This window comes from Pseudomonas sp. GW822-FHT06B12 (assembly GCF_058799675.1).
In genome coordinates this window covers 358417-377664 of the sequence record NZ_JBXALR010000004.1, presented here as the reverse complement: position 1 = coordinate 377664, position 19248 = coordinate 358417, and the positions used below count along the sequence as shown (strand labels likewise).

The following is a 19248-nucleotide window of genomic DNA, read 5'->3' as shown; positions in this document are numbered from 1 at the left end:
GCAACCATGGCAGCAGAATCCGCTTCGGGCTATATCCAGCACCACTTGCAAAACCTGACCTTCGGTCAGCTACCTACCGGCGGCTGGGGCTTTGCCCACACCGCAGCAGAAGCCAAGGCAATGGGCTTCTGGGCTTTCCACGTCGATACCCTCGGCTGGTCGGTCGCGTTGGGTCTGATCTTCGTTCTTCTTTTCCGCATGGCGGCGAAGAAGGCGACTTCCGGCGTACCAGGTGCCTTGCAGAACTTCGTTGAAGTATTGGTCGAATTCGTCGACAGCAGCGTGAAAGACAGCTTCCATGGCCGTAGCCCGGTGGTTGCACCTCTGGCACTGACCATCTTCGTCTGGGTGTTCATGATGAACGCCATCGACCTGGTACCGGTCGACTGGATCCCGCAACTGGCCGCGGCCATTTCCGGCAACCACGAGATCCCGTTCCGTGCCGTATCGACCACCGACCCGAACGCTACGCTGGCCATGGCCTTCTCGGTGTTCGCGTTGATCATTTTCTACAGCATCAAGATCAAGGGCATCGGCGGCTTTATCGGCGAACTGACCTTGCACCCGTTCGGCAGCAAGAACATTTTCCTTCAAGCCCTGCTGATTCCGGTGAACTTCCTGCTGGAGTTCGTGACGCTGATTGCCAAGCCAATTTCGCTGGCACTGCGTCTGTTCGGCAACATGTACGCTGGCGAGCTGGTGTTTATCCTGATCGCCGTGATGTTCGGCAGCGGCCTGCTCTGGCTTAGCGGCCTGGGCATTGTGCTGCAGTGGGCGTGGGCTGTGTTCCACATCCTGATCATCACCCTGCAGGCGTTTATCTTCATGATGCTGACCATCGTCTACCTGTCGATGGCGCACGAAGAGAACCATTAAGACCTGCTTCGGCTAGTCTGATGTCCCTCTCGCTTCGGTGAGAGGGGGCCCGTACCGGGCTCGATGAAACGATTTGTTTTACCGCTTTAATCTAAAAAACCTAAACCATACGACGTAAAAGTCGGGAGGAAAGATGGAAACTGTAGTTGGTCTAACCGCTATCGCTGTTGCACTGTTGATCGGCCTGGGCGCACTGGGTACCGCAATTGGTTTCGGCCTGTTGGGCGGCAAGTTCCTGGAAGGCGCAGCGCGTCAGCCAGAAATGGTTCCAATGCTGCAAGTCAAAATGTTCATCGTTGCCGGTCTGCTCGACGCCGTAACCATGATCGGCGTTGGTATCGCTCTGTTCTTCACCTTCGCGAACCCTTTCGTTGGTCAACTCGCTCACTAATCACTCGGATTTTCGAGTTGAGCAAGTCTGATGGACAACGAACGAGCGAGGTGTTGGCGTGAACATTAATGCAACCCTGATTGGCCAGTCCGTTGCGTTCTTCATTTTTGTACTGTTTTGCATGAAGTTCGTGTGGCCTCCGGTCATCGCGGCTTTGCACGAACGTCAGAAGAAGATCGCGGATGGACTGGACGCTGCCGCCCGAGCAGCTCGCGACCTGGAATTGGCCCAAGATAAAGCGGGTCAACAACTGCGCGAAGCTAAAGCTCAGGCAGCCGAAATCATTGAGCAAGCCAAGAAACGCGGTAATCAGATCGTCGAAGAGGCTGTTGATAAAGCCCGTGTCGACGCTGAACGTGTGAAGGTGCAGGCTCAGGCCGAGATCGAGCAGGAACTGAACAGTGTCAAAGACGCGCTGCGTGCCCAACTGGGTGCCCTGGCCGTTGGCGGCGCCGAGAAGATCCTGGGTGCCACAATCGATCAAAACGCGCACGCGGAGCTGGTTAACAAACTGGCTGCTGAAATTTAAGCGAGGGCGATCATGGCAGAACTGACCACGTTGGCCCGACCTTACGCTAAGGCAGCCTTCGAGCACGCCCAGGCCCACCAGCAACTGGCCTCTTGGTCAGCCATGCTCGGCCTGGCTGCAGCAGTGTCGCAAGACGACACCATGCAGCGCGTGCTCAAGGCCCCGCGACTGACGAGCGCAGACAAGGCCACCACGTTTATCGACGTGTGTGGCGACAAGTTCGATGCCAAGGCACAGAATTTCATCCACGTCGTTGCTGAAAACGACCGTCTCCCGCTTTTGCCGGAGATCGCCGCTCTGTTTGACCTGTACAAGGCCGAACAAGAGAAATCGGTAGATGTGGATGTCACCAGTGCTTTTGCATTGAACCAAGAACAGCAAGACAAACTCGCCAAGGTTCTCAGTGCACGGCTCGGCCGGGAAGTGCGACTGCACGCTGCGGAGGATGCCACCCTTATTGGTGGTGTCATCATCCGCGCCGGCGACCTGGTAATCGATGGCTCGATTCGCGGCAAACTCGCGAACCTTGCCGAAGCATTGAAATCTTGAGTTTGAAGGGGCAGCAGAGCAATGCAGCAACTCAATCCTTCCGAAATAAGTGAAATTATCAAGGGCCGCATCGAAAAGCTCGATGTGACCTCCCAAGCCCGTAACGAAGGCACTGTCGTCAGCGTATCTGACGGCATCGTGCGGATTCACGGTCTGGCCGACGTTATGTACGGCGAGATGATCGAGTTTCCGGGCGGCGTCTACGGTATGGCCCTCAACCTGGAGCAAGACTCTGTAGGTGCCGTTGTATTGGGCTCTTACCAGACTCTGGCTGAAGGCATGAGCGCCAAGTGCACTGGCCGCATCCTCGAAGTTCCGGTTGGTAAGGAACTGCTGGGTCGCGTAGTCGACGCACTGGGTAACCCAGTTGACGGCAAAGGTCCGCTGAACAACACCGAGACCGATGCGGTCGAGAAAGTTGCTCCGGGCGTGATCTGGCGTAAGTCGGTAGACCAGCCTGTACAGACTGGCTACAAGGCTGTCGATGCCATGATCCCTGTCGGCCGTGGCCAGCGTGAGCTGATCATCGGTGACCGTCAGATCGGTAAAACCGCTCTGGCGATCGACGCGATCATCAACCAGAAAGACAGCGGCATCTTCTGCGTCTACGTAGCGATCGGTCAGAAACAATCGACCATCGCCAACGTGGTTCGCAAGCTGGAAGAAAACGGCGCCTTGGCTAACACCATCGTCGTAGCTGCCAGTGCTTCGGAATCGGCTGCACTGCAATTCCTGGCACCGTACTCCGGTTGCACCATGGGCGAATATTTCCGCGACCGCGGTGAAGACGCGCTGATCGTTTATGACGATCTGTCCAAGCAAGCAGTGGCTTACCGCCAGATTTCCCTGCTGCTGCGCCGTCCACCAGGCCGTGAAGCCTACCCAGGCGACGTGTTCTATCTCCACTCCCGTCTGCTGGAGCGCGCATCCCGCGTTTCGGAAGAGTACGTAGAGAAGTTCACTAACGGTGCCGTGACTGGCAAGACCGGTTCCTTGACCGCTCTGCCAATCATTGAAACTCAGGCTGGCGACGTTTCCGCGTTCGTTCCGACCAACGTGATTTCCATCACCGACGGTCAGATCTTCCTGGAATCCGCCATGTTCAACTCCGGGATCCGTCCTGCAGTGAACGCCGGTGTTTCGGTATCCCGTGTGGGTGGTGCCGCTCAGACCAAGATCATCAAGAAGCTTTCCGGTGGTATCCGTACCGCTCTGGCTCAGTACCGTGAACTGGCTGCATTCGCCCAGTTCGCTTCTGACCTGGACGAAGCCACTCGCAAGCAGCTTGAGCACGGTCAGCGCGTTACCGAGCTGATGAAGCAGAAGCAATATGCGCCGATGTCCATTGCCGACATGTCGTTGTCCCTGTATGCCGCTGAACGTGGCTTCCTGGTAGACATCGAGATTCCAAAAATCGGTAGCTTCGAGCAGGCCATGATTGCTTACTTCAACCGCGATCACGCCGAATTGATGGCGAAGATCAACGTGAAGGGTGACTTCAATGACGAAATCGACGCTGGCCTGAAAGCCGGTATCGAAAAGTTCAAGGCCACCCAAACCTGGTAAGCCGCAGCGGGGGCCGAGAGGCTCCCGCTTGCTAACCTGATAGGTGTTACATGGCAGGCGCAAAAGAGATTCGCAGTAAGATTGCGAGCATCAAAAGCACGCAAAAAATTACCAGCGCCATGGAAAAAGTGGCGGTCAGCAAAATGCGCAAGGCACAAATGCGCATGTCGGCTAGCCGTCCTTACGCGGAGCGCATCCGCCAGGTTATTGGTCATCTGGCCAACGCTAACCCGGAATATCGCCACCCGTTCATGATCGACCGTGCTATCAAGCGCGTCGGTTATGTCGTCGTGAGCAGTGACCGTGGTCTGTGTGGTGGCTTGAACACCAACCTGTTCAAGGCTTTGGTCAAGGACATGGCGGTAAACCGCGAACAAGGCGTCGAGATCGATCTGTGTGTGATTGGTAGCAAAGGTGCGGCTTTCTTCCGCAACTTCGGCGGTAACGTCGTTGCAGCTATCAGCCACCTGGGTGAAGAGCCGTCGATCAATGATCTGATCGGCAGCGTCAAGGTGATGCTGGATGCCTACCTGGACGGCCGTATTGACCGCCTGTGCGTGGTGTCCAACAAGTTCATCAACACCATGACGCAGCAGCCTACCGTGGAGCAATTGATTCCACTGGTGGCGACCCCGGATCAAGAACTCAAGCACCACTGGGACTATCTCTACGAACCGGATGCCAAGGAGCTGCTTGACGGCTTGATGGTCCGCTACGTGGAGTCGCAGGTCTACCAGGCGGTGGTCGAGAACAACGCAGCTGAACAAGCGGCGCGGATGATCGCAATGAAGAACGCTACCGACAACGCCGGTGACTTGATCAGCGATTTGCAGCTGATCTACAACAAGGCGCGTCAGGCTGCGATCACCCAAGAGATCTCGGAAATCGTCGGCGGCGCTGCCGCGGTTTAACGGTTCAAATATTCAGAGGATCCAGCTATGAGTAGCGGACGTATCGTTCAAATCATCGGCGCCGTTATCGACGTGGAATTTCCACGCGACAGCGTACCGAGCATCTACAACGCGCTGGAAGTACAAAGCGCGGCCGGAACCACTCTGGAAGTTCAGCAGCAGCTGGGCGACGGCGTGGTTCGTACCATTGCGATGGGCTCCACCGAGGGCTTGAAGCGTGGTCTGGAAGTCAAGGACTCCGGCGCAGCCATCTCCGTACCGGTCGGTAAAGCGACCCTGGGCCGGATCATGGACGTACTGGGCAACCCGATCGACGAAGCTGGCCCGATTGACACCGAAGAACGCTGGGGCATTCACCGTCCTGCGCCGTCCTTCGCTGAACAAGCTGGCGGCAACGACCTGCTGGAAACCGGCATCAAGGTTATCGACCTGGTTTGCCCGTTTGCCAAGGGCGGTAAAGTCGGTCTGTTCGGTGGTGCCGGTGTAGGCAAAACCGTAAACATGATGGAACTGATCCGTAACATCGCCATCGAGCACAGCGGTTATTCCGTGTTCGCCGGTGTGGGTGAGCGTACTCGTGAGGGTAACGACTTCTACCACGAGATGAAGGATTCCAACGTTCTGGACAAAGTGGCACTGGTTTACGGTCAGATGAACGAGCCGCCGGGAAACCGTCTGCGCGTAGCACTGACCGGCCTGACCATGGCCGAGAAGTTCCGTGACGAAGGTAACGACGTTCTGCTGTTCGTCGACAACATCTATCGTTACACCCTGGCCGGTACTGAAGTATCCGCACTGCTGGGCCGTATGCCTTCGGCAGTAGGTTACCAGCCGACCCTGGCTGAAGAGATGGGCACTCTGCAAGAGCGCATCACTTCCACCAAAAACGGTTCGATCACTTCGATCCAAGCGGTATACGTACCTGCGGATGACTTGACTGACCCGTCGCCAGCGACCACCTTCGCCCACTTGGACGCCACCGTCGTTCTGTCCCGTGACATCGCTTCCCTGGGTATCTACCCAGCGGTAGATCCACTGGACTCGACTTCGCGTCAGCTGGACCCGAACGTGATCGGTCAGGACCACTACGACACCGCTCGCGGCGTTCAGTATGTTCTGCAGCGTTACAAAGAACTGAAGGACATCATTGCGATCCTGGGTATGGACGAGCTGTCGGAAACCGACAAGCAGTTGGTATCCCGCGCTCGTAAGATCCAGCGCTTCTTGTCGCAGCCGTTCTTCGTGGCTGAAGTCTTCACCGGTGCTTCGGGTAAATACGTTTCCCTGAAAGACACCATTGCTGGCTTCAAAGGCATCCTCAACGGTGACTACGACCACCTGCCAGAACAAGCGTTCTACATGGTCGGCGGCATCGAAGAAGCGATCGAGAAAGCCAAGAAACTGTAATCCGGGCGCCCGGCAACGGGCGCTAATCAGGTTGAGGCAAGCAGATGGCTATGACAGTCCATTGCGACATCGTCAGCGCGGAAGGAGAAATCTTTTCCGGTCTGGTCGAGATGGTGATTGCGCACGGCAGCCTGGGTGATCTTGGTATCGCTCTGGGTCACGCACCGCTGATCACTGAACTCAAGCCAGGTCCGATCCGCCTGATCAAACAGGGTGGGGAAGCCGAGGTGTTTTACATCTCCGGTGGTTACCTCGAGGTTCAGCCGAACATGGTCAAGGTTCTTGCCGACACCGTGCAACGTGCTGCCGACCTGGACGAAGCCTCCGCTCAGCAAGCCGTTCAGGCTGCCGAGAAGGCCTTGCATGAAAGAGGCGCCGAGTTCGACTACGGTTCCGCTGCCGCACGTCTGGCCGAGGCGACAGCTCAGCTGCGCACCGTCCAGCAGATCCGCAAGAAGTTCGGCGGCTGATAAGCCTCCCGCTTGTTGTGTGATTGATTAAAAAGGGTAGCCTCGGCTACCCTTTTTCTTTTTTGCAATTCATCTCTTGGTCGCAGCCGCTGACCACCCAGGATTGGTAGCCAGTCATGTCTCTAGAAATCGTTATTCTCGCTGCCGGTCAAGGCACTCGCATGCGTTCGGCACTGCCGAAGGTTCTTCACCCGGTGGCGGGCAACTCGATGCTTGGCCATGTTATCCACACTGCCCGCCAACTTGATCCACAGCGCATTCACGTGGTGATTGGCCACGGTGCCGATGCAGTGCGCGAGCGCTTGGCTGCAGACGACTTGAATTTCGTGCTGCAGGACAAGCAGCTCGGCACGGGCCACGCGGTGGCCCAGGCTGTGCCGTTCATTACCGCCGATACCGTATTGATTCTTTACGGCGATGTGCCGTTGATTGAAGTCCCGACCCTGCAACGCCTGCTCAAGCTTGTGGCGCCACTGCAGATGGGACTGTTGACCGTCGAGCTCGATGACCCGACGGGTTACGGTCGCATCGTGCGTAATGCTGACGGTCGGGTGACCGCTATCGTCGAGCACAAAGATGCCAGCGAAGCCGAGCGTACGATTACTGAAGGCAACACCGGCATTCTGGCGGTGCCGGCCAGCCATCTGGGCGACTGGATGAGCCGGCTCTCCAACAACAACGCCCAAGGCGAGTACTACCTGACCGACGTGATTGCCATGGCCGTCAGCGACGGTCTGGTGGTGGACACCGAGCAACCTCACGACGCGATGGAAGTGCAGGGCGCCAATGACCGCAAGCAGCTCGCAGAGCTGGAGCGTCACTATCAGTTGCGCGCAGGCCGCCGCCTGATGGCTCAAGGCGTGACGCTACGCGATCCGGCACGTTTTGATGTACGCGGTGAAGTGACTGTTGGCCGTGATGTGCTGATCGACATCAACGTGATCCTCGAAGGTCGTGTGGTCATCGAAGACGACGTGGTCATTGGTCCGAACTGCGTGATCAAGGACAGCACTTTGCGCAAAGGCGTGGTGATCAAGGCCAACAGCCACATCGAAGGCGCGGTATTGGGCGAGGGCAGCGATGCCGGTCCGTTCGCGCGCCTGCGTCCGGGCACTGTGCTGGAAGCCCGCGCTCATGTGGGTAACTTTGTCGAATTGAAGAATGCCCATCTGGGTGAAGGCGCCAAGGCCGGTCACCTGAGCTATCTGGGTGACGCCGAGATCGGTGCACGGACCAACATCGGCGCCGGCACCATTACCTGCAACTATGATGGCGTCAACAAGTGGAAGACGGTCCTGGGTGAAGACGTGTTCATTGGTTCCAACAACTCGTTGGTAGCGCCTGTGGATATCCTGGACGGTGCGACGACTGCGGCGGGTTCGACGATTACCTCGAATGTGGATAAATCCCAGCTGGCCGTTGGTCGGGCTCGGCAGAAGAACATCAATGGCTGGAAGCGGCCGGTGAAAATCCACAAGAGCTGAGTTATCCACAGATCAATGATCAGGCTGGAGTTATTCACAGCCTGATCCATTGCATTCGCGAGCAAGCCCGCTCCCACAGAGATTGCGTATGACCTGTGGGAGCGGGCTTGCTCGCGAATGGGTTAACCACAGATCTTTTTTCGTGCACCGGCTTGACGAAGTTTCGCCGATAGGTTTTGATTGCTTTCGTTATCTTTCGAATCGAAACTTACCAAATCATGTCGAAGCGCAATACACCACAACGTCGCCACAATATTCTTGCCTTGCTCAATGAACAGGGCGAAGTCAGTGTGGATGAACTGGCCAAGCGTTTTGAAACTTCGGAAGTTACAATTCGCAAAGACCTGGCGGCGCTTGAAAGCAATGGCTTGTTGCTACGCCGTTACGGCGGCGCGATCACCATGCCGCAAGAGCTGGTCAGTGACCCGAGCCAATCCGTCTCCCAGTACAAGCAAGCCATCGCCAGAACCGCGGTGACGCGGATTCGTGAACATGCGCGGATTATCATCGACAGCGGTAGCACCACCGCCGCAATGATTCCGCAGCTTGGCCAGCAGCCGGGTCTGGTCGTCATGACCAACTCCCTGCATGTCGCCAATGCGCTGAGCGAACTTGAACATGAGCCCGTGTTGTTGATGACCGGTGGAACCTGGGACCCGCATTCCGAGTCATTCCAGGGGCAGGTCGCCGAGCAGGTCCTGCGCTCTTATGATTTCGACCAGTTGTTCATTGGTGCCGACGGCATTGATCTGGTGCGCGGTACCACAACTTTCAACGAACTGCTCGGTCTTAGCCGAGTAATGGCCGACGTGGCTCGTGAAGTGATCGTGATGGTCGAATCCGACAAGATCGGCCGCAAGATTCCAAACCTGGAGCTGCCCTGGAGCAGCGTCCATACCCTCATTACCGATGATCGCCTGCCGCAAGAGGCTCGCGACCAGATTCAGGCCCGCGGCATTCACTTGATATGCGCGGCAGTCAGCCAGGAGATATAGCATGTGTGGAATTGTCGGCGCAGTCGCGGAACGTAACATCACCGCCATTTTGCTCGAAGGCCTGAAGCGCCTCGAATACCGCGGCTACGACAGCGCCGGTGTGGCGGTTTACACCAACGGCGACAAACTCGAGCGCATGCGTCGCCCGGGCAAGGTCAGCGAGTTGGAACAAGCGCTGGCCGCTGAACCTCTGGTCGGCCGTCTGGGTATTGCCCACACCCGTTGGGCCACTCACGGCGCGCCCTGCGAACGTAACGCTCACCCGCATTTTTCCGGCGATCTGGCGGTGGTACACAACGGCATCATCGAAAACCATGAAGCCCTGCGTGAGCAGCTGAAGGCACTGGGTTACGTGTTCAACTCGGACACCGATACTGAAGTCATTGCCCACCTGCTGAACCACAAACTTAAAGAGCTCCCTGACCTGACCGTTGCCCTCAAGGCCACTGTCAAAGAACTGCACGGTGCCTACGGCCTTGCTGTTATCAGCGCGCAACAACCGGATCGTCTGGTCGCCGCTCGCAGTGGTAGCCCGCTGGTGATCGGCCTGGGGCTGGGCGAGAACTTCCTCGCGTCCGACCAACTGGCGCTGCGTCAGGTCACTGACCGTTTCATGTATCTGGAGGAAGGTGACATCGCTGAGATCCGCCGCGACAGCGTGCAGATCTGGGATATCGATGGCAAAGCTGTCGAGCGCGAAGCGGTGCAATACCGCGATAACACCGAATCCGCCGAGAAGGGCAAGTTCCGCCACTTCATGCTCAAGGAAATCCACGAACAACCATCGGTCGTGCAACGTACTCTGGAAGGTCGCCTTGGCCCGAACCAGGTGCTGGTTCAGGCTTTTGGTCCACAAGCCGCCGAGTTGTTCGCCAAGGTCCGCAATGTGCAGATCGTCGCCTGCGGAACCAGCTACCACGCCGGTATGGTCGCGCGGTACTGGCTGGAAGAACTGGCCGGGATCCCGTGCCAGGTCGAAGTTGCCAGCGAATTCCGTTATCGCAAAGTGGTCGTGCAGCCAGATTCGCTGTTCGTGACCATCTCCCAGTCCGGTGAAACGGCTGACACCCTGGCTGCACTGCGCAATGCCAAAGAGCTGGGTTTCCTCGCCAGCCTGGCGATCTGCAACGTCGGCATCAGCTCCCTGGTGCGTGAGTCCGACCTGACCCTGCTGACCCAGGCCGGTCGCGAAATCGGTGTGGCATCGACTAAAGCGTTCACTACTCAGTTGGTAGGTCTGTTGCTGTTGACCCTGTCGCTGGGTCAGGTACGTGGCACTTTGGCCAACGGCGTGGAAGCCGAACTGGTGGAAGAGCTGCGTCGCTTGCCGACTCGTCTGGGCGAAGCGCTGGCCATGGACAGCACCGTCGAAAAAATTGCCGAGCTGTTTGCCGACAAGCACCACACGCTGTTTCTGGGCCGTGGCGCGCAGTACCCGGTGGCGATGGAAGGCTCGCTCAAGCTCAAGGAAATCTCCTACATCCACGCTGAAGCCTACCCGGCCGGCGAGCTCAAGCACGGCCCGTTGGCGCTGGTCGACGACGACATGCCGGTGGTGACGGTGGCACCGAACAACGAACTGCTGGAGAAGTTGAAATCCAACCTGCAGGAAGTTCGTGCCCGTGGCGGCCAGCTGATTGTGTTTGCTGACGAAAAAGCCGGCATGATCAATGGCGAAGGCACGCATGTGGTCAACATGCCGCACATCCACGACATCCTGTCGCCGATCCTCTACACCATTCCGCTGCAGCTGCTCTCGTACTACGTCGCCGTGCTCAAAGGCACTGACGTCGACCAGCCGCGCAACCTGGCGAAGTCGGTGACGGTGGAGTGAGTTATCCACAGGACTGAAACCTGTGACTTTTGAGAATTAAAACGGTCGCGTGCGAATTAAAACTGTCGCACGCGGCCAACAATTCGGGAGCGTCACTGGGACATTTATCGGACCAGTGAAGACTGCTACGGCAGAGCTCATCAGCACCTAACGAAAAGCCCACCACGCGGTGGGCTTGCGGGGACGGCACCGATCAGGTCGACGGGGTATGGACGCCAACGGACGCCATGGTGGCCAAGTTCGCGGGATTGCTCACTGGTGCGCCATTATCGATCCACTCCTTAGCCTTCGGAAAGCAGCAATACTGGATGATCGTTGGCGGCACCATCGAGCTGATGGTGTTGGAGAAAGCCTGCACGGTTAAGCGATCATTCGGGCGGTATTTCAGGTTCTCGAATCCCGAGCTGGCGAAGTATTCCTGCACCAGTGGAAGCAGCTCGTCTTCGCCCTGTAGGTCGGCGGCGTAAAAATACCAATTGTGATAGTTGAAGGCTTGGCAGAGGCGCTCAACAACAACCAAGAACTGGCTCGGGTTGATGTTCATGGCGAGACACGCCCCAAATAGCGTGTCCATCAGTAGGGGGGAATGGCCCGATTCGATCTTGGCCCAAGCGCTCGGAGTCTTGCCGACAAACTGCGCGATGTGGGACTGATGGACGCCACGCTCAAGGCGCACGTCTTTAAGGGCGAGAAGGCACACGGTGGAATAATTTGCGGAGCGTTGCGGTGGGGGCGTGAACTGCATAGCTTGATTCCTGATAGGGTTAGCATTCCTGGTGGGACATTCTATTTCCCATCGGGACATTTAGTGTCCCATATTATGGTTACGCGGTCCTATCAGCAAGCGTCGTTTAGGGCTTATAACGATAGACAAGAGCCAGATTTCCGCCAATGCCGCATGGTCAACGGCCTGTAACGGCACGCTCTCGGCCTTGAGCTGCCGTAGGACGTATTCTTGTTTCCCCGACACCAAGTAGGCAGCCAGCACTTTGGGAATCTCGGCCAGGGCCTTCTCGAAGCGCTCCAGGATCCTCGTCGCTTTGTCTGTCTAGCGTCACCAAGACACCCAACCCCTCGCCGTATCCCAGACCGGCCAGATCCACCCGGACCACGCCGGAGGGCTGGAATCCCAAGAGAAAGCTCTATGCACCATGTGAAATACGACATACCTGAGACCCAATTGAGCCTCGAATTTATCCTTGACCAGGCCATTACGGGATCGAGGTCATCATCACTCGCCAGGTCATCGAGATGGTCCGCGTCACAGCCGTCGAGAGCCTAAAGAACCGCGTCACGATCATGATGGGGGTGCCGTACCGGCGACAGAAGACAGACTGCTTGTAGCAAGACCGGGTGTCAGTGCGAAGCACCACATCAGCAGCCTGAAGAAGAAATTTGGCCGGGTGAACGCAGAGTGCGTCCTCAAAGACTTGCCTGACATCTTGAAAGACGACTGACGTGGACAAAAAGCCCGACATATGCCGGGCTTTTCGCTTTAGGCGATCTCGATGGCCGCCATTTTCGCCACCATCATCTCAAACTGCGCTGCGTCATTGTGGAACGCGCTATAGGCGTCGAAAGTCCTATCACGGATTTTGCAGTAGATCGCACCCCGACCGAACAAGGCGTAACGGCCGGGTTTAGTCGCCCGGATCACCAGCCGAGCAGACTCAGGCAATGGTTTACCCTGAAACTCATTGTTGTCCCAAGCGCTGCGGGGGGCATAGCTACCTTTCGCCAGCTCCACGCACTCCTCGATGCCGTCCGCATTTGCATAGCCGTCGTGGAGCGCTGCAGGCATTGCGTCGACTTCCAGGATGAAGTGGGCTTCATGAGTCTGGTTACCAGGGTTCGAGAAGACCAGGCGCACTGGCTTCACCACTCGGGCATATTTATCGAGGGAGTCGTCATCGCCGGACCACTCCAGCAGCCCGTCCTTGTTAGCGCGGGCGCTGCGCAGGTCCTCGTCACCGCCAGTAGGCAGAAGGATGTGCCCTTCGTTACCCAGCATTGCATTGAACACGCCTGCAATCTCGTTAGCGCCGTACCATTCGGCATCAGCCGGAATCTCACCGTCAAACAGGGCGTTGAGCTTAGCCTCCCACGAATCAATCAATTCTTTTTGGAACTCTGGCAATTCCAGTGTTTTCATTACGTAATATCTCCAGTGTGTTGGTGTTTAAGGATTGGCCGGGTCTACCGGACACGATATCGGATCCATTATCGAAACCGCGATGGGATCATACATCGCTTGGGATAGGCGTATTTGGTACAAGAGCGGGCAACAAAAAGCCCAGCACGATAGCCGGGCTTTTCCGTTGCGAGAAGAGATGGTCAGTATTTGGCAAAGTAAGGCTGCAGCCCTTTTTTTCGGGCAACGCTACGCCAGGTGGTTGGATATAGAAAGCACCCAAGCGTCGTAGACCGCGAGGTGCCAAGGGCGTGTTTGGCTGGGCCGTCTTAGCTAAGCAAGCTGATCTCTCTGGCTGTGGGCGATATTGACCTTACGTCAAATACGGATCAGGGCGATGCCTCGCTCACCGGTTCGACCATTTTGTCGATGTTTACGAACTCGCTCGGCAAGATAAGGAAATAGTTGTTGGGTTGTTTGAAACCGCGACACAGTTTGTGGTCGCTGAAGTCTTATAGGGATTGCTATGCCACGTATTAGCTTAAGCAACAGCTTGCGGGATTGGTGCCGACGATGGGAGCTTCAAGGAGAAGTGCTCGGGTGCAAAACCTGCCAAATGGCAAGTCGCGCCAGTGAGCCTGATCGCCCGTTTGTGCATGGGCTAGGCTGCATGCAGGGTGTACCGACTCTTCAATATCCATGGCGGGATCTGGCTGCTCTGATGGCGAGATTGCCTAAAGGCCGAGCCAAGTAGGAAATCCACACATGACCATGCGTACTTACGAATACTTCGCCTGCCCTAATGGCCACCAAGGCGAAGAAAAAACCTCCGAGAACGATCAGCCATACTCCAAAAGCTGGGAGCAGATATCCACCAAAGGAATGAAGGATGGTCCGAAGGGAACGTATATTTGTACAGTCTGCGGCATGATGATGGCTCGCGTTCCAAAGCCGCTGTCTTAGGAAGCTGGCCGCTCCCTTCTTTTTTCGTTGAGAGCAGGTGAGCGTAAGACCTTTAACTGGGCCAGCTTGCATCAACAGACCGTGTCTAAGGCTGGCGCAGACATAAATCGGTTACAGTCGCGACAGTTTTAATTCTCAAGCACGATGCAATCAACAGGCTTTTGCGCAGGTTGGGACAGTTTTGCGGAGTTCTTGTTATGGCTTGGAGGCCCAGAGTTTTGGGGGCTGGCCAAGACAGCTTTAATTCACAAAATTCACCTGAGTTGGTTTTTACCAACCGGTTTCGACGCTATGCAAAACCCCCTGACTCAGGGGGGGGTATTTTCTGGCGCCACCCTTTCATCACGAAGCGGCTGCGAGGACGCGTTCCAGGGAGGGGATAGCGGGCTGCTTTACAGGCGGGACGAAAGCTTGCGCATCCGTCCTGCCTGTTAACAGATTTAAGCGAGTGCCAGTTGAATGACCTTGTATATCACCATGCCCATTGCCACCAGCAGGTAGCCGCGCAGTACTCCCATCCAGATGCGGTTACGTTGCGACAGCACCATCGGCTTGAGCTGTGTCAGCGGCGGCATCCGCCAGGCGTGCATCATTTGTTGGGTGAAGGTGACGGTGTTCTCAGGCAGCATCCCGTTGTCGACTTCTTTGCGGGCGTGCAGCACATTCACCGCAATGGCGATAACGAGTCCCACCAGGCCGCCACCGATGAGGATGTTGGTGATGGTTTCACCGGACATATCCGGGAAGGCCACCGAAGCCGTCAAGATGACCGACAGCAGTACCAGCACCGCCACAATGACCGCAGTAATGACGTTGGTGAAGCGCTTGTTTGCCCATGGACCCAGCACTTCCTTGTCGTTGCACAGCAGCAACAGGAACACGGTGGCGCTTGGCAGCAGTACACCCGCCAGCGTCTGTACCGCGTTGGTCAGCAGGCCGAGCGGTACACCCGGAATCAACACCAGCGCCGCAGCCAGCGCAATCAAGCCGCAGTACATCACGTAAAAGCCCTTGGCATCGCTTGGTTTACGGTGCAGCGAGTGTTTCAGTTTCAGTACATCGCCCAGCGCGTAGGCGGTCGATAGCGAGACCGCCATTGCGCCGATGATGCTGGCGTCGATCAATGCGATCGCAAACAGCACGCCTGGCAGACGCCCGTGGTATTTGGCGATACCTGTGGCAATGGCGCCAGCATCGGTGAATTGGCCGAACTCAGGGTGGCCGACAAAAACCTGCGCGGTGAAAGCGATCATTGCCACGGCACCAATCACCACCATCGCAATGCCCAGCCATAGATCGGCGCGTTCGTACTTGATGAAGCGCGGAGTGATGCGTTTGTCGATCACGTAGCTTTGCTGGAAGAACAGCTGCCATGGTGCAACGGTGGTGCCCACGATGCCGATGATCAGCAGCAACACCTCCGACAATTTGCCGTCAGTCGGCAGTTGCGGGATGAAAAAGTCGTGAGCGACTTGTGCCATCGGTGGATGGATCATCACGAAAATCGGTACCAGGAGCAGGCTGCCAATCACCAGAATCAACGCGAAGCGTTCGAAGCGCCGGAAGTCGCCGGTGCAGGCTGCGAGCATGATGAACACCGCTGCCACACACACACCGGCCACCTTGGGCACACCGAGGAAGTCCATCCCGAGGCTGATGCCGATGAACTCGGTGACAATGGTCAGCGCGTTGAGGATGAACAGGTCGATCGCACTGAACGCACCCCAGAACTTGCCGAAGCGTTCAAAGATCAGTCGGGCGTGACCGACACCCGTCACGGCGCCCAGACGCAGCACCATTTCCTGATTGACGTACAGCACCGGGATCAACAGTGCCATTGTCCATAGCAGCATGGTTCCGTAGTTCTGGCCGGCCTGGCCGTAGGTGCTGAATGCGCCGGCATCGTTATCGCCGACCATCACGATCAGTCCCGGGCCCAGGATGGCCAGCAGCGTTTTGAAGCGCTGCCACCAACCATTGCGAGGTGCAATGTCGTCATGACGGATGGTGCCGAATGCTCCGCGGATGTCTCCGGCGTGGGCACTGTCAAGAACAGCAGTTTCAATCTTCATGTTGGACATAACGAAATCTCTCCAAAAGCGTAACGCTGGATGCCGCTTTCGATTCCCGCCGGACAGGTGCGTAGGTGCTTTCCCTCTGCAAACCACAGCCTAAAGCTGGCATCAGAGTGGAAAATCAGGCGTCCTGGCACTGAAGGGTGCGAAATAAACGGGCACTAAACCGTCGACCAAAGCGGTCGGAGTCGTGAGAGGTCACGCGGAGAGAAATGCGGAAAATCGAGGGGGAGATCAGCCAGTGATGCTGGTTTGACTACCCATTGGGCGCCGTCATTTCAATCAGAGTGACCGGACTACTACTACTGGGGTCCATAAGGGGTCTCTCCTTCATGATTTTCGTGGCGGCACAGCTTCAAATATTCAGATGGCCTTTGATTACTTTCAGGTGGCATGACGCCCTCCTTTCCGTACCTGGCGGTACGAACGCGTTAAAACAATCGCTGCTGCACAAACGGAGGCAGGCGATGGGTCAGAAACCTGTAACCGCCGCGAACGCAAGACGCACACACGGATCAGGGCTGGAACAGAAAGATCTGCCCGCTCAGGTTTGATGTTTTAGTTACGCGAAGGAGTTTGATACTGATGCGCGCAACGTCCTGCACTCGGCAAGACGTTGGCTAAGGGGATCTAGCTGAGGTCGTGCCGCGCTTTTACGGAGAACTTCTCCGATTTACAACAATGACTGTCCAAAGAAAAATGACCTCAGATGTAACAAGTTGTAAATTTTGGTGGGCCGAGCCGGGAAAGTCAACACTGCTCATTCAACCCCCCGCTCGCTACCTGATGGCCGGTGGAGTCGAGATGCGGCAATGGGCATCGATTCCGCCACCGGGATGGTGGCCATTCACAAATACGTAAAAAATACGTCAAGTTTATGTTTCTGTAACAATTAGAAACGTACAATCCGCCCCGGAAAAACAGCACGTCGGCATCGATACCGATGGCTTGCGCCGCAGGCAAAATCTGCTGGCCGGATGATGTCGCGCTTTTCCTGTCGAAATGTACTTTTCACTCCCGTTCAGGAGACTCCAGCCATGGATCCTGCCGATTCTCGGCGGGCCACCCATTGGGATGCCGAGTGAGGCGCAGAGGGTAAATGGTGTGTTCAGATCCACGGATCTCCGAGCCACATGAACCCTGTTCTGCATCGCCCCCGTAGCGTTCGTTTGTGTGGCCTCCCGCCGTCGTTTTATTACCCCGCTAGAGTGTACGTAGCTGTGCTGCAACTGCCCGTTGAGCCGTTCTGTGCGCGGTCACTCTAGAAACTGCTGATCGGTGGTCAACGATCACCTCCAGAACGCTACTGGAATCACTGAACATGAATAAGGTATTGCGTCATTACATACCGGCCACGGCACAACGGTTGCTTCCCAACCGCTGGGACCTAATCGCCATGCCGTTGGTGATTGGCTTCTTGCTGTTCTTCTCGATTGGCGCACACGAAACCTGGGCTCCAATCTCGACGTTGCAGACGCAGGTCATTTCGCTGGATCCGGCCGACTTGCCCGAATATGCGATCCGCACGACATTGCGCATGCTCGCGGCCATGGTGGCGGCGCTGATTTTCACGTTGGTCTATGGCACGTTGGCGGCCAAGAGCCGGCGGGCAGAGAAGCTGCTGGTGCCGGTGCTGGACATCCTGCAGTCGGTGCCGGTGCTGGGCTATATCTCGTTCACCGTGACATTTTTCCTGCTGCTGTTTCCAGGACGGGTGCTGGGCGCGGAGTGCGCGGCGATCTTCGCCATCTTTACCAGCCAGGCCTGGAACATGACGTTCAGCTTCTACCAGTCGCTGCGCACGGTGCCTCGAGATCTGGAAGAGGTATCCAGCAATCTGCAGCTTTCCGGCTGGCAAAAGTTCTGGAAGCTCGATGTACCGTTCGCCATTCCGGGCCTGGTCTGGAACATGATGATGAGCATGTCCGGAGGCTGGTTCTTCGTGGTCGCCTCTGAAGCGATCACCGTGGGCGACAAAACCATCACTTTGCCAGGCGTTGGTTCCTATCTGGCGACGGCCATCGAACAGCGCGACATGCACGCCGTGGGTTACGTCATTCTGGCGATGATTGTGGTCATCCTGATTTACGACCAATTCCTGTTCCGGCCGCTGGTGGCCTGGGCAGACAAATTCCGGATGGAAGACACCGCTTCCCAGGCCGGGAGCCCTGAGTCGTGGGTACTGAATCTGATCCAGCGCACCCGGGTCGTTCAGCGCCTGTTGCGGCCTTTTCTCCGGGCTATCGTGCGCATCACCAACATGCGCCTGAGCCTGCCACGCTCCAAAGCGGTGATGGTTCAGGCCAGCCCGACGGTTTCAAGGGCTATCGACTGGATCTGGGCGACTGCGATTGTGGCCATGACTCTTTACGCGCTGTATCACATCGTCATCTACGTCGGCAGCGAGGTGACGCTTGATGAACTCTGGCATGTGATCGGTCTGGGCGCCATCACCCTGCTGCGGGTGGCCTTGTTGATTCTGGTGGCCTCGCTGATCTGGGTACCGCTGGGCGTGCTGATCGGCTTGCGTCCGCATCTGGCGGAGAAGATCCAGCCGCTGGCCCAGTTCCTGGCGGCGTTCCCGGCGAACCTGTTGTTTCCGGTGTTTGTCATCGTGATTCTGCACTACAAGTTGAACCCGGACATTTGGCTCAGCCCGCTGATCGTGCTGGGTACCCAGTGGTACATCCTGTTCAACGTGATCGCCGGTGCCAGCGCCTTTCCCAACGATTTTCGCGAGGCCGCGGCGAATTTCCGCATTCGTGGCTGGCAGTGGTGGCGCAAGGTAATGCTGCCCGGCATTTTTCCGTATTACGTGACCGGTGCGATTACTGCCTCGGGCGGTGCCTGGAACGCCAGTATCGTTTCCGAATTCGTTTCCTGGGGGCAGGACAAAGTGGTCGCTCACGGCTTGGGGGCCTATATCGCCCAGACCACCGCGGCTGGCGACTTTCCAAAAATCACCTTGGGCGTGGTAGTGATGTCGTTCTTTGTCGTGGCGTTCAACCGCGTGCTGTGGCGGCCGATGTACGCCATCGCTGAAAACAAACTCCGTCTGAATTAACAG

The 19248-nt window shown here is 56.9% G+C and carries 17 protein-coding genes; 13 read left to right on the top strand and 4 right to left on the bottom strand.

Annotation, left to right across the window (positions count from 1 at the left end; all coding sequences use genetic code 11):
• Nucleotides 1-6 precede the first annotated feature (6 nt).
• From atpB to glmS, 11 genes are all read left to right on the top strand, one after another.
• Complete coding sequence (atpB, locus tag AC1RKH_RS11740) at nucleotides 7-876, top strand: F0F1 ATP synthase subunit A (protein WP_123427106.1); 870 nt, start codon at nucleotides 7-9, stop codon at nucleotides 874-876.
• A 133-nt stretch (nucleotides 877-1009) separates the two neighbouring features.
• Nucleotides 1010-1267 carry a F0F1 ATP synthase subunit C gene (atpE, locus tag AC1RKH_RS11735; protein WP_019694395.1) on the top strand — a complete coding sequence of 86 codons (258 nt, stop codon included), beginning with the start codon at nucleotides 1010-1012 and terminating at the stop codon, nucleotides 1265-1267.
• A gap of 58 nt (nucleotides 1268-1325) precedes the next feature.
• Nucleotides 1326-1796 carry a F0F1 ATP synthase subunit B gene (locus AC1RKH_RS11730; protein WP_019694394.1) on the top strand — a complete coding sequence of 157 codons (471 nt, stop codon included), beginning with the start codon at nucleotides 1326-1328 and terminating at the stop codon, nucleotides 1794-1796.
• Between the two features lie 12 nt (nucleotides 1797-1808).
• Nucleotides 1809-2345: a F0F1 ATP synthase subunit delta gene (locus tag AC1RKH_RS11725; protein ID WP_462020455.1), complete on the top strand. Its 537-nt coding sequence runs from the start codon at nucleotides 1809-1811 to the stop codon at nucleotides 2343-2345.
• A gap of 21 nt (nucleotides 2346-2366) precedes the next feature.
• Entirely contained in the window at nucleotides 2367-3911 is a 1545-nt protein-coding gene (gene atpA, locus AC1RKH_RS11720; RefSeq protein ID WP_054594853.1) for a F0F1 ATP synthase subunit alpha, read from the top strand.
• Between the two features lie 50 nt (nucleotides 3912-3961).
• Nucleotides 3962-4822: a F0F1 ATP synthase subunit gamma gene (gene atpG / locus AC1RKH_RS11715; protein ID WP_019694392.1), complete on the top strand. Its 861-nt coding sequence runs from the start codon at nucleotides 3962-3964 to the stop codon at nucleotides 4820-4822.
• Between the two features lie 27 nt (nucleotides 4823-4849).
• Complete coding sequence (gene atpD / locus AC1RKH_RS11710; protein WP_019694391.1) at nucleotides 4850-6229, top strand: F0F1 ATP synthase subunit beta; 1380 nt, start codon at nucleotides 4850-4852, stop codon at nucleotides 6227-6229.
• 44 nt (nucleotides 6230-6273) lie between these two features.
• A complete protein-coding gene (locus AC1RKH_RS11705) occupies nucleotides 6274-6699 on the top strand; it encodes a F0F1 ATP synthase subunit epsilon (RefSeq protein ID WP_071552658.1) in 426 nt (141 codons plus the stop codon).
• Between the two features lie 116 nt (nucleotides 6700-6815).
• A complete protein-coding gene (gene glmU / locus AC1RKH_RS11700) occupies nucleotides 6816-8183 on the top strand; it encodes a bifunctional UDP-N-acetylglucosamine diphosphorylase/glucosamine-1-phosphate N-acetyltransferase GlmU (RefSeq protein WP_493062782.1) in 1368 nt (455 codons plus the stop codon).
• A gap of 215 nt (nucleotides 8184-8398) precedes the next feature.
• Nucleotides 8399-9178: a DeoR/GlpR family DNA-binding transcription regulator gene (locus tag AC1RKH_RS11695; RefSeq protein WP_493062825.1), complete on the top strand. Its 780-nt coding sequence runs from the start codon at nucleotides 8399-8401 to the stop codon at nucleotides 9176-9178.
• Between the two features lies 1 nt (nucleotide 9179).
• Nucleotides 9180-11012, top strand: a complete 1833-nt coding sequence (glmS, locus tag AC1RKH_RS11690) for a glutamine--fructose-6-phosphate transaminase (isomerizing) (protein ID WP_493062781.1) — start codon at nucleotides 9180-9182, stop codon at nucleotides 11010-11012.
• A 193-nt stretch (nucleotides 11013-11205) separates the two neighbouring features.
• On the opposite strand, the gene AC1RKH_RS11685 is transcribed toward glmS, so the two are convergent.
• The 3 genes from AC1RKH_RS11685 to AC1RKH_RS11675 all read right to left on the bottom strand — a co-directional run bounded on the left by AC1RKH_RS11685 (nucleotide 11206) and on the right by AC1RKH_RS11675 (nucleotide 13164).
• Nucleotides 11206-11757 carry a helix-turn-helix domain-containing protein gene (locus AC1RKH_RS11685; protein ID WP_493062780.1) on the bottom strand — a complete coding sequence of 184 codons (552 nt, stop codon included), beginning with the start codon at nucleotides 11755-11757 and terminating at the stop codon, nucleotides 11206-11208.
• Between the two features lie 60 nt (nucleotides 11758-11817).
• A complete protein-coding gene (locus tag AC1RKH_RS11680; RefSeq protein WP_493062824.1) occupies nucleotides 11818-12039 on the bottom strand; it encodes a hypothetical protein in 222 nt (73 codons plus the stop codon).
• Nucleotides 12040-12507: 468 nt separating this feature from the next.
• Nucleotides 12508-13164: a hypothetical protein gene (locus tag AC1RKH_RS11675; protein ID WP_493062779.1), complete on the bottom strand. Its 657-nt coding sequence runs from the start codon at nucleotides 13162-13164 to the stop codon at nucleotides 12508-12510.
• A 744-nt stretch (nucleotides 13165-13908) separates the two neighbouring features.
• On the opposite strand from AC1RKH_RS11675, the gene AC1RKH_RS11670 reads away from it, so the two are divergent.
• A complete protein-coding gene (locus AC1RKH_RS11670; RefSeq protein WP_493062778.1) occupies nucleotides 13909-14106 on the top strand; it encodes a hypothetical protein in 198 nt (65 codons plus the stop codon).
• Nucleotides 14107-14546: 440 nt separating this feature from the next.
• Here the strand turns inward: AC1RKH_RS11670 and AC1RKH_RS11665 are convergent, their stop codons facing one another.
• On the bottom strand, nucleotides 14547-16187 hold the full coding sequence (locus AC1RKH_RS11665; RefSeq protein ID WP_493062777.1) for an Nramp family divalent metal transporter: 1641 nt from the start codon (nucleotides 16185-16187) through the stop codon (nucleotides 14547-14549).
• A 1315-nt stretch (nucleotides 16188-17502) separates the two neighbouring features.
• Here AC1RKH_RS11665 and AC1RKH_RS11660 point away from each other — a divergent pair.
• Nucleotides 17503-19245, top strand: a complete 1743-nt coding sequence (locus AC1RKH_RS11660; RefSeq protein ID WP_493062776.1) for an ABC transporter permease — start codon at nucleotides 17503-17505, stop codon at nucleotides 19243-19245.
• Nucleotides 19246-19248: the final 3 nt, after the last annotated feature.